Source organism: Aerococcus kribbianus (genome assembly GCF_026805545.1).
Taxonomy (GTDB): domain Bacteria; phylum Bacillota; class Bacilli; order Lactobacillales; family Aerococcaceae; genus Aerococcus; species Aerococcus kribbianus.
On the sequence record NZ_JAPRFR010000002.1, the window covers coordinates 192,986 to 204,326 of the forward strand.

Here is an 11,341-nt window from a genome sequence, read left to right on the forward strand (position 1 = left end):
GAGGAAAAGGCAGTGTTCATTAATCTGCTGCCGATAAAATAAAAACACATAAAGGAGATAGGAATTATGGAAAAAGCTATATTGCAATTAGAAACGTTGTCTTGTCCAAGTTGTATGCAAAAAATTGAAGGTGCCGTAAAATCAGTTAACGGTGTTGATAAAGATAGCATTAAAGTATTATTCAACTCCAGCAAAGTCAAAACCAATTTTGATTCAGCTGTCACTACGATTGAAGAGATTCAAAAAGCTATCGAAAATGTAGGCTATCCGGTCCTTAAAACAAAAGTCAAGGCCGCTTAACAGATTAAATGAACTAGGCAATTCTGGAAGAAAACCTATTTTTTCAGGATTGCTTTTTTTGTTGCAATCCGATTCGAGGTGCTTAGAAACGATAAAAGAGAACTTTCTAAACTTGATGTCAGTCAATTAATTACTTAGGCAATTATCTTATATTGTGTTTATCAATAAAAGAGAAATTAAATTTGGAGGGAAAAAGCATGCAACAATATATATTAAGCAAGAAAAATATTATCACCGTCATCAGTGGATTGTTAATCGTACTCGGTTTCTTCAGTCACTTTGTTTTAGAAAACGTAGGACTTTCAGAGTGGTCTTTGATCATCGCCTCTGTCTTTGGGATTATGCCAATTGCCATCCAAGCGTTTCAAGCAATGAAAGTCAAAGTCATCAGTATTGATGTCTTAGTCAGTATTGCAGCGATTGGTGCGCTTTTTATTCAAAATTATGAAGAATCAGCTATTGTCACGTTCTTATTCTTATTCGGACACTACTTGGAACAACGAACATTGAACCAAACGCGATCTGCTATCAAAGAATTGACTGAAATGGCACCCGAAAGCGCCTTGAAACAAATGGATAATGGCGAATTTGAAGAAGTAGAAGTGGATGATATAGATGAAGGGGATATCTTACTCGTTAAAACGGGTGCGAAAGTTCCAGTAGATGGCATAGTCCTTACGGGTGAAGGGCATATCAATGAAGCTAGCATTACAGGTGAAGCTGTTCCGGTCAACAAGCAAGCTGATGCAGAAGTTTTTGCAGGAACTATTTTAGAAAATGGAACGATTCAAATCAGAGCTGACCGAGTTGGTGAGGACACTACATTTGGAAAAATTATTGAACTCGTGGAAGAAGCACAAGATTCTAAATCCGAAGCGGAACGGTTCATTGATCGCTTTTCTAAATACTACACACCAGCTGTCTTGGTTCTGGCAATTGTTGTATGGGCGTTCAGTCAAAATATTGAGTTAGCAATCACGATCTTGGTTCTAGGTTGCCCAGGGGCATTAGTTATCGGAGTGCCTGTCTCAAACGTTGCCGGTATTGGGAATGGTGCTCGTAATGGTGTTCTTTTAAAAGGGAGTGAAGTCATTCAAGACTTCAGCAATGTGGATACAATTGTATTTGATAAGACAGGTACTTTAACTGTCGGAAACCCAACCGTTGCAGCGACTGAATTGTATGAAAAAGATTCTGCTGAAACGCTTGGCTATCTGGCCAGTGTAGAACGGGAATCAGATCATCCATTAGCAAAAGCGGTCTTAAATCAAATTGGAGAAACAAACTTTTATCCTGTTGAAGAAACTGAAGTCGTGAAAGGCGGCGGAATCGTCTCAAGAGTAGCTGGACATAGAGTGGCTGTGGGGAATATGGCCTTGATGGAAAAAGAAAATGTCACTCTCAGCAGAAAAGTACAAAAAGATGTCAAACGGTTTGAACAACAAGGGAACTCTCTCGTTTTGACAGCGGTCGACGGTGAATTAAAAGTACTGCTGGGCATTCGCGATCAAGTCCGTCCGGGTGTGAAAGCTAATTTACAGGAATTAAAAGACTTGGGCGTGAAAAATCTAGTTGTTCTTTCAGGAGATAACCAAGGAACCGTTGATGTGGTCGCCGGCGAACTTGGTTTGACCGAAGCTCACGGCCACATGTTACCGGAAGACAAATCGGCTTATATCGGAAAACTTCAACAACATGGTCAAATTGTAGCCTTTGTTGGAGATGGCGTTAACGATAGTCCGTCCTTAGCTTTAGCAGACATTGGAATCGCAATGGGAAGCGGAACGGACGTAGCGATTGAAACATCCGATGTTGTTTTAATGAACTCGAACTTCAGCAACTTGCCTCACGCATTAGGATTAGTAAAAGCCACCGCAAATAATATGAAACAAAATATCGTGATTTCAGTTGGAGTAGTGTTGGTCTTGTTGACCAGCATCTTCTTCAGCGAATGGATGAATATGTCTATCGGAATGTTGGTTCATGAAGGTAGTATCTTGGTGGTAATTTTCAATGGTATGAGATTAATGAAGTATAAGTTGAAAGGTCGAAAAGAACAAAAAGAAGTATCAGCACCTGCAGAGAAAGTAAAAATATCTTAAGAATAAATTAGAAGAGGTTGAGACAATAGTCCATCCTTGAAATGATAAAAGCGGAAACTCAGATTTTTAAATTTGGGATTTTCTGCTTTTTTGAGTTCTTGAAAAAAATAAGAGTATAGAGTATGCTCTTTATAAAATGGGTATTCGGACGGGGAGAAGATTTTTCTATTTGGTTCTGTTGCAAAGTTTTAAATCTACTATCAAATAAGGTAGAATAATAGAAAAAGATAGCAGGAGGAATGACGATGAATCATTTTAAAGGAAAGCAATTTCAGCAAGATGTGATTATTGTAGCCGTGGGCTACTATCTTCGTTATAACCTAAGCTATCGTGAAGTTCAAGAAATCTTATATGATCGTGGCATTAACGTCTCTCATACGACGATTTATCGTTGGGTGCAAGAATATGGCAAACTACTCTATCAAATTTGGAAAAAGAAAAATAAAAAATCCTTTTATTCATGGAAAATGGTTGAAACGACATCAAAATTAAAGGAAAATGGCATTATTTGTATCGAGCCATCGATGCAGATGGTTTAACCTTGGATATTTGGTTACGTAAAAAACGAGACACACAAGCAGCCTATGCTTTTCTTAAGCGGTTAGTGAAGCAGTTTGATGAACCGAAGGTTATAGTCACAGATAAAGCCCCCTCTATTACAAGTGCCTTTAATAAACTAAAAGAATACGGCGGCTTTTATCAAGGGATAGAACATCGTACCATTAAATACCTGAATAATTTGATTGAACAAGACCATCGTCCAGTAAAGAGACGCAATAAATTCTATCGAAGTTTACGCACTGCCTCTACCACGATTAAAGGCATGGAAGCCATTCGAGGATTATATAAGAAAACCCGAAAAGAAGGCACTCTCTTCGGTTTTCGGTCTGTACTGAAATCAAGGTATTATTGGGAATCCCAGCTTAAATCATGGATACCGTAAGGGATTTTATTCTTTATTTAAAACTTTGCAATAGAACCTTTTATGTTAATAAATATAAAAAATAAAGAGCAAAATATTTAATATCAGAAAATAGTTGTAGTAAACTACTTTTATAAATTTATAATAGATGGCCATCTATTATTATAGAGAGGATATGAATATGAAAAAATACTTAAACTTTCCTGGAAGTAATTTTCTAATTCCTATGTTTTTAACAGCTATCATTTATACTTTTGTTCCTGATGTGCTAACACTAGGATACCCGTTCTCGGGGCTTTTTACGCAAGATGCTACGTTTTTTATTATATCTACTCTTCTAATTGTATCGGGAATACAAACAGATTTGCGTAAATTACCAAAACTAATGACCTCAATTGGTACGGTCATTGTAATAAAGATAATGCTTGTTTTACTTGTGACCCAATTATGGATTGTATTATTCCCAATCTCAGGAGTATTTCAAATTACTGCCCTATCCATCGTGTCTGTACTTATGTCATGCAATCCTGGGATGTATCTTGTATTAATTGGAGAAGATATTACTTCGATTGAGAAAAGTGGATTTTCACTGGTCAACCTATTAATGCTACCAGTACTACCTTTAATACTAATTAGTGTTGGTCAATCCAAAGTTGATATATTAATTCCAATATTAACTAGTCTTTTACCTTTCTTGATTGGTATCGTTATTGGAGAGCTTTTCCCTAAATCACGAAATATGTTCGCTCCTCTATCAATGTTATTAATTCCGTTTTTAGCTGTAACTTTTGGTGCACGAATAAATTTACTGAATTCATTCCATTCAATTGGATCAGGAATCATATTATTAATATTATTCTATTTAGTTTTAGTTTTCCCATTATCTAAAATAGATGATATATTAAATGATAATGGTGGAAGAGTCTCCCTATCTATGCACTCTGTTGCTGCATTTTCGATGTCTATTCCACCTTTCATAGCAACATATATTCCTGAATGGCAACCATACGTTAGTCAATCCGTTACACAGATAGCTTTTGTAGTTATAATTTCAAGCTTTTTAACGCCATTTATCTATAAAAAACTAATTACAAAGAATAATTAGGTAACCGTACAATAATACATAGAGAAGGAGTTTATATTATGTCTAATATGATTATTGATACACATGCTCATCTATGGCCTGATAATTATTTAGATCGATTAGAAGAATTAGGCTCTCCTGATATTTCAATTGCAAAACAGATGAATGCTTCAGATTCTCTTGATGACCTTAAACATCGATTTAATAATATGAAAAGTGCTGGCGTTGACCGTCAAATTCTTTCTGCAACACCACAAAGCCCACAATGGGGCTCGCCACAAGAGTCGCTAGAGTCAGCTATGTTTATAAACAATAGCTATACGAACTGATAAAAAAATATCCAAATCATTTTCATGTCTATGGAGCAGTACCTCTACCTAACGTTGAGGAAGCAATCAGTGAAGGAAAACGTGCTATAAAAGAACTAGGCTTCTTAGGAATTGGTGTAAATACATTAATTCAAAATAAAATCCCTATCACTGACGAACAGTTTTATCCATTCTTTGAAGCAATGGATAAGCTTAATACTGTTATCTATATTCACCCTACTGGATGTGGTGCATTAACGCCTCTAGTTAACGATTATGATCTCGAGTGGGTTGTTGGGGCACCCATTGAAGATATGTTAGTAACTCTGCAACTACTAAAATCTAACATCCCTCAAAAATTCCCAAATATTAAATTTCATATTGCGCATCTTGGTGGGGGAATCTCTTTCCAAATGCAACGAATTATGGATAATTACTCAGATTGGGATGCATTCTCTGAGAATCCATTAAATATTTTAAAAAGTAACTTCTGGTTTGATACCGCTAACTTCTTAGAAGGAGCACTAATGAATTCAGCAGAAGTATTAGGCAGTAATCGTCTATTAATGGGTAGCGATTTCCCTTATTTCATGGATGACAAATATACTCGAGCTGTCGACTATATATATAATTCACGTCTAAACAGTGAAGAAAAAGAAAATATACTGTCTAAAAATGCTTTGAATCTATATCAAAAATCTGCATCATTCGATACAGAAGCTTAATAATGCAAAAGAGTAGAAGGAATCACTTAATAATTCCTTCTACTCTTTTTTAATCAATCTTTTTTGTTAAAAGGCGCATATATTCACCTTTGATATTTTTTTCTTCACCGATTTGTCGGAATCCTTCTTTTTCATACAACCCCTCATGATTCGTCACAATATACAATTGACGATATCCTTCAGACAAAGCAATATTCTCAATTTTTTGAACTATTTTTAAGCTATACCCTTGTCCTCTATAATCCGGAGAAACAAATACTGCTGCAATAAAAGGAGAAACATTAGTATCCTTAACAATATCTTCTTGTAAAAGCGATCCATGTCCGATAAAAGTTGAATTATTGTCTACAAGTAAAATAACATGTTCTGAGTCTTGTAACTCATCATCTTCAACCTTTTTAGCAAGCATTTTAGAGCCACCCCAATCAAGGTTATTAAACTGTTTTAACATGAAATCTTTATATCTTGTTACATTTTTGTTAGTAATATCTATTATTTCCAACATTATTCTCCTTTTTATTTCGTAATATATAAAAGCAAACTAATTGTTTGACGTTTATTCTTTGATGTTGTTTAATAATAATACTACGTAGTAAAAAAGACAAGCGCTTGAGGAAATTACTTCAGGGGGTTATATAATGTCTAACAAAATTTCGGCTGCTAAAGCTGCATTAAATGTTCTTAAAACCTGGGATGTCGATACAATCTATGGAATTCCTTCAGGTACATTAGGGACGCTAATGGACGCTTTAGCAGAAGATAATGACATTAACTTTTTACAAGTGAGACATGAAGAAACTGGCTCACTAGCTGCTGTTATGCAGTATAAGTTTAATAATCGCTTAGGTGTTGCTGTTGGTTCTGGTGGCCCAGGAGCAACTCACTTAATTAATGGTGTATACGATGCTGCCATGGATAATATCCCGTTCCTCGCTGTTCTAGGTTCACGTCCTAATCAAGAACTGAACTTAGATGCCTTTCAAGAGCTAAATCAAAATCCAATGTATTCAGGTATCGCTGTGTATAATAAGCGTGTTGCTTATGCAGAACAGTTACCCAAAGTAATCGATGAAGCAGCGCGAACTGCTATTGCTAGAAAAGGACCTGCCGTTGTAGAAATACCTGTCGACTTTGGTGGTGTTGAAATCGAAGAAGATTCCTACTACGGATCAGGTAAACTTCAACAAAAACCGTTACTACCAGAACCTAAATTAGAAGATATTAACAAAGCCGTTAAACTATTAGAAGATGCTGAACGTCCACTTATTTATGCTGGATTTGGGGCTAATGAATCAGGAGATATCATTTCTGAACTTGCGCATAAGATTAAAGCACCTATTTTAACAACAGGTAAGAACTTTGACGCATTCCATTGGAATGACGAAGCATTAGCCGGTTCAGTAGGTCGCGTGGCTTGGAAAACTGGTAACGAAACGCTATTTGCTGCTGATACAATCCTTTTCTTAGGTTCAAATTATCCATTTGCTGAAATCTACCATGCATTTAGCAAAACTGATAAATTTATTCAAGTGGATATCGACCCATTCATGTTAGGTAAACGTCATAACGCTGACTTAGCCATTCTAGCTGATGCTAATTATGTTGTTAAGGAAATTCTTGGTAGAGTTAGTGAACATAAAGAAACTGGTTGGTGGCGTGCAACTACAAACAATATCAAGAATTGGCATGATTACACTAATCAATTAGAAACAAAATCTGAAGGTCCATTACAACTTTATCAAGTGTATAATGCTATTAATGAATTTGCAGATGAAGATGCCATTTACTCAATTGACGTCGGTAATATGACTCAAACTTCTATTCGTCATTTACACATGACACCAAAAAACATGTGGCGAACATCTCCATTATTCGCAACAATGGGTATTGCACTTCCAGGTGGTATTGCAGCGAAGAAAGAATTCCCTAATCGCCAAGTATGGAATATTATCGGTGATGGCGCCTTTAATATGTCCTATCCTGATGTAGTAACCAATGTTCAATATGACTTACCAGTAATTAATGTGGTTATGTCTAACACTGAGTATGGCTATATTAAGAATAAATATGAAGATACCAATAAACATTTATTCGGTACCGACTTTATTGATGTTGATTACGCTAAAATTGCAGAAGCTCAAGGAGCAGTTGGTTATACGGTTACACGAATTGAAGATATCAAGGAAGTTGTTAGAAAAGCTGTAGAAGATAACAAGAATGGTAAAACAGTCGTAATTGATGCTAAAATCACTCATGACCGCCCATTCCCTGTAGAAGTTATGCAATTAGATGAAGAAAAAGACGGTAAGGAAAACGTAGAAAAATTCAAAAAACGTTATGAAGCTGAATCGCTAATTCCGCTTCGGAAATTTTTGGAAGAAGAAGGACTATATTAAAAAAAGAGGGCGCAATTAAGCGCCCTTTTTTTACTACGGTATATTAATTCGATATTGCACGAAGTAATTCATAATTATAATACTTAATATTACGTTTCACAGATTGGTCTTTATCCAACAAATTATTGGATACCAAATGATTTAGCGCACTCTGAGCGGTATTATAATGAACACCTAATTCGACTTTTAATTCATTTACGGTAATAATCGGCAGTTGGAAGGTAGCGATCCAAGCATCCTTTTGAGAGCGTGTTTTGCAATACTTTAACCCCTCTTTCATCACCTCTTCAGCGTTTTCAACTTTTTTTATTAAATTATCAGCCATTCGTTCGCTAGCATCTAGAAAAAAGTTCAACCACAATGCCCAATTAGGATTATCGCCACGTGTTGCATTCAATGAGTTATAATAACGAATACGTTCCTTCTCTAATTCCTCACTCACAAAAAATACCGGGAGTGAAATAACTTTCTCCTGCACAGCCATTAGAGCAATGAGAATACGCCCTAGCCGCCCGTTACCGTCTAAAAACGGATGAATAGACTCAAATTGAGCGTGAGAAACAGCAATCCTTAACAAACTATCACTATCATATGTAACAGCTTCATACCCTATTTCATTTTCGTGATCAAAAGACTGATGCGGTAATCCATTAATAAAATATTCTAAATTTGTCATATACTCTGGAATACGGTTAGCCGAGACAGGAATATAACTCGCGTTTTCAATATTATTATCAGGACCAATAAAGTTTTGAATCTTTCGGAATTCGCCACCATTTGAGCGTGTTCCTCGTGCCTCAGTCATTAAGATAGTATGAATCTCTTTTAACAATCGTGTAGATAATGGGATGCCTTTTTTTATCTCATCAAAACCAAAATCAATTGCTTTTTTATAATTGAAGACCTCTTGTTGCTGCCAACTAATGTTTTTATCTGTCTTTATTTCCATTACTTCATGAAAAGTAACTTGAGTCCCTTCAATTCGTGTAGATTGAACAGACTCATTAAAAGATAACAGACTCAATAAGGAGGTGTTAATAACTGAACGTGAAAAGAGCATGTCGAGCTTACCGATTTTTTTATTCACTCTCGCTAATTTTTTGTAAATAGATATACTTTCCTGCTGTGACAATTCAACCGGTAGTAATGTTATCCCTTTAAGCATACCAAACACCTTATTCTAATTCTTATTAATAATTGAATTATATAAAAAGATAACTATAAAATCAAGATAAAAAATAAGAAGCTATTTTTAATGAATCATCAAAATAAGTCCCTATTTATTGCAGAATCTAAAATTATCTAATAAATCCTGAAGAGAGATAACTGTTAGGGTCAATTTTCAAAAACTCCCTTTAAGAAGTTATCAATACCTTCTTTATTATTATGATTTAGATAGTTTATCCTAGAATCCGTATGTATTTTCGTCTTGGAAATAGGAGCTTTTTCATTTTTTTCAAAAGTCTTAAGCACTTGATTAACCCCATTATCTTTAATTTCTTGTGGTTCTGTAAAACTTTTCGTTGCCATTGCTATCCCTCCTAATGTAACAGTGTAGACTAGTTATAACACGTTTTTATAGCTATTCATCAATGAAAAGAAATGAAAACAATAAAAAATAGGTAGCCAACTAAAGTCCACTACCTATTCCAACTAATCCTTAACAATATAAGTATCATACCCATCTTTCTTCAGTTCGTCAGCATTACGCTCGGCGTTTTCTTTTTTACTGTAAGCTCCAGTTTGTACTTTGTAAAGCGGGTCATAATGTTTAATGTCCCACTCATAAGCCACATACCGCTGTAGTCGCTGTTTACCGTCCACCACCTCGGCTAACTCAAGTGTGCCATTACCATTTAAATAAGTCACTTTAAATTCAGCGTTTTTGAGATGGTCTGCAATCTTGCCATTCATCTGCCGAGTCCCACCCTGACGAACTAACTTGTCGTACCATTTATACCAATGGCTTGCTTTATCAGTTAACTTAACTTTGTCGCCGACTTTAAAAAGCTTTGTTTTGCCGTCTTTGTCTGGGTTTTTGGAATGGTTTTTTTGCACTTCTTTTTCCGCTGATTTGATTACTGCTTTATCACCTTTTTTATCTGCAATTGACACTACTCGTCGAGTATCACCGCCGGACACTAAAAGACCATAGTAAGCGTGTACTTGATTCTTATATTCTGTCCAAGTTGTCCCTGCTTTCTTAAAGTAAGCAATTGGGTCAGTATGATTAGTGTCATTAGGATACATTGCTGAAATATCTGCATGTGAATACATACGACTTAATGGAATTTCATAATAAGCATGCTGAACTGCGATATAAAAAGCCTGTCTATCAATAGCCTGTAGTTTTTGTTTATTTGTTAAATTCTTATCTTCTGTAACCTCGATTTGAACTGCTCGTGCATTTGCGGTTGGGCCCGCACCCCAACATGGATAATCAGTGTTGGCAATTTCCACAATCTTGTTATGGCCTACCCAAGCATGAGTGAATGCACGTTTATAATTATTGGTCATATAATTAATCTCACTATCCACACTAGCATTTGGATTTCCGCTTGAATGTGTCACTGTCCACGTTGGTTTCCCACCAATATATCGCCCCGCTACTCCTGTAGGAATCGTATATTTTTGAGAAATATCATATTTAAATATTGTTTTCTTTGGAATGGCCATATTATCCCTCTTTCTTATACTGATGATTAGACAATTGTAATACAGCGCCTAAAAATACATTAATCGCCGAGATGGTAGGAACAACCTGCTCTGTGTTGGGCCATCCCCAAATTTCGCCTAACGTGCTGTATAAAACAGCTAATGCTGGCAACAAGATTAAAGCAATCCATTTTCCAGCATCATAATAGTTATTGTTTAGTTTCATCGATGTACTCCTTTCTATAAATTCGCTCCCCCTTGGGGATTTCCAAATACGTCTCAACTCGTATCAGCCTGCCCTCGTGATTGTCTAAAACTTCATCATGTTTTTCTAGCAATTTTGAGTTTGTTTCAGCGACATGGTTTAGATTCTTTCTATCTGACTCGCTCTCTCTAACATGAGTTTCAAACAATTTAGAATTTGCTTCAATTGAGGCATCAATTTTATCGATTAAATGATAAATTGGCTCAGTCTGTTCTTGAGTCATTTTTAGCATTTTATCTTGATATTCCTTATCCGCTTCACGACGCTTCCGCTCTTTTGGTTCGCCGATAAAAAAGTTGTAAGCCCACATGAGCCCCGCACTGATTGTGGATAATGAAAGAAATAGGCTTGCGATTAGTCCAACGTTATCAATTAGTGTTTGCCACATCAGTCAACCCCCTTTTTCGTAATAAAAAAGGACGGTTTGACCCGTCCTCTCCTAGTTATTTAATTAATTCTTCTAAGTCCATTGCTCGTAATTCTTCGTCTACTTTGTCTTTTAGCAAACGTGGCACTCTGTCATAGTCCCAAGTCCCTTTAACCACATGAATTGCATAAAGTTTTGCTAACATATCGCTCACCCC

Annotated in this window: 13 protein-coding genes and 1 pseudogene; 7 read left to right on the forward strand and 7 right to left on the reverse strand. The window is 36.0% G+C overall.

Features of this window, described 5'->3' with window-relative positions:
* The first annotated feature begins 66 nt into the window (after window positions 1-66).
* From OW157_RS05855 to OW157_RS05880, 6 genes and pseudogenes are all read left to right on the forward strand, one after another.
* Window positions 67-300 (forward strand): heavy-metal-associated domain-containing protein, encoded by a 234-nt coding sequence (locus tag OW157_RS05855; RefSeq protein ID WP_268752425.1) that lies wholly within the window; start codon window positions 67-69, stop codon window positions 298-300.
* 197 nt (window positions 301-497) lie between these two features.
* Window positions 498-2,402 (forward strand): heavy metal translocating P-type ATPase, encoded by a 1,905-nt coding sequence (locus tag OW157_RS05860; protein WP_268752426.1) that lies wholly within the window; start codon window positions 498-500, stop codon window positions 2,400-2,402.
* A gap of 245 nt (window positions 2,403-2,647) precedes the next feature.
* Window positions 2,648-3,329 (forward strand): annotated as a pseudogene (locus OW157_RS05865) (IS6 family transposase).
* Window positions 3,330-3,505: 176 nt separating this feature from the next.
* A complete protein-coding gene (locus OW157_RS05870; protein ID WP_268752427.1) occupies window positions 3,506-4,429 on the forward strand; it encodes a 2-keto-3-deoxygluconate permease in 924 nt (307 codons plus the stop codon).
* Window positions 4,430-4,467: 38 nt separating this feature from the next.
* Window positions 4,468-4,737: a hypothetical protein gene (locus OW157_RS05875; protein WP_268752428.1), complete on the forward strand. Its 270-nt coding sequence runs from the start codon at window positions 4,468-4,470 to the stop codon at window positions 4,735-4,737.
* Window positions 4,737-5,441 (forward strand): amidohydrolase family protein, encoded by a 705-nt coding sequence (locus OW157_RS05880; protein WP_268752487.1) that lies wholly within the window; start codon window positions 4,737-4,739, stop codon window positions 5,439-5,441. Before OW157_RS05875 ends, OW157_RS05880 begins: the two co-directional genes overlap by 1 nt.
* A gap of 49 nt (window positions 5,442-5,490) precedes the next feature.
* Here the strand turns inward: OW157_RS05880 and OW157_RS05885 are convergent, their stop codons facing one another.
* Entirely contained in the window at window positions 5,491-5,943 is a 453-nt protein-coding gene (locus tag OW157_RS05885; protein ID WP_268752429.1) for a GNAT family N-acetyltransferase, read from the reverse strand.
* 133 nt (window positions 5,944-6,076) lie between these two features.
* On the opposite strand from OW157_RS05885, the gene spxB reads away from it, so the two are divergent.
* Complete coding sequence (spxB, locus tag OW157_RS05890; protein ID WP_268752488.1) at window positions 6,077-7,837, forward strand: pyruvate oxidase; 1,761 nt, start codon at window positions 6,077-6,079, stop codon at window positions 7,835-7,837.
* Window positions 7,838-7,880: 43 nt separating this feature from the next.
* Here spxB and OW157_RS05895 read toward each other — a convergent pair whose 3' ends face one another.
* The 6 genes from OW157_RS05895 to OW157_RS05920 all read right to left on the reverse strand — a co-directional run bounded on the left by OW157_RS05895 (window position 7,881) and on the right by OW157_RS05920 (window position 11,329).
* Window positions 7,881-9,002, reverse strand: a complete 1,122-nt coding sequence (locus OW157_RS05895) for a Fic family protein (RefSeq protein WP_268752430.1) — start codon at window positions 9,000-9,002, stop codon at window positions 7,881-7,883.
* A 170-nt stretch (window positions 9,003-9,172) separates the two neighbouring features.
* Window positions 9,173-9,367 (reverse strand): hypothetical protein, encoded by a 195-nt coding sequence (locus OW157_RS05900; RefSeq protein ID WP_268752431.1) that lies wholly within the window; start codon window positions 9,365-9,367, stop codon window positions 9,173-9,175.
* Between the two features lie 123 nt (window positions 9,368-9,490).
* Window positions 9,491-10,513, reverse strand: a complete 1,023-nt coding sequence (locus tag OW157_RS05905; RefSeq protein WP_268752432.1) for an SPOR domain-containing protein — start codon at window positions 10,511-10,513, stop codon at window positions 9,491-9,493.
* A 1-nt stretch (window position 10,514) separates the two neighbouring features.
* Complete coding sequence (locus OW157_RS05910) at window positions 10,515-10,718, reverse strand: phage holin (protein ID WP_268752433.1); 204 nt, start codon at window positions 10,716-10,718, stop codon at window positions 10,515-10,517.
* Complete coding sequence (locus tag OW157_RS05915; RefSeq protein WP_268752434.1) at window positions 10,702-11,145, reverse strand: hypothetical protein; 444 nt, start codon at window positions 11,143-11,145, stop codon at window positions 10,702-10,704. Before OW157_RS05915 ends, OW157_RS05910 begins: the two co-directional genes overlap by 17 nt.
* 55 nt (window positions 11,146-11,200) lie before the next feature.
* Entirely contained in the window at window positions 11,201-11,329 is a 129-nt protein-coding gene (locus OW157_RS05920; protein WP_268752435.1) for a CD1375 family protein, read from the reverse strand.
* Window positions 11,330-11,341: the final 12 nt, after the last annotated feature.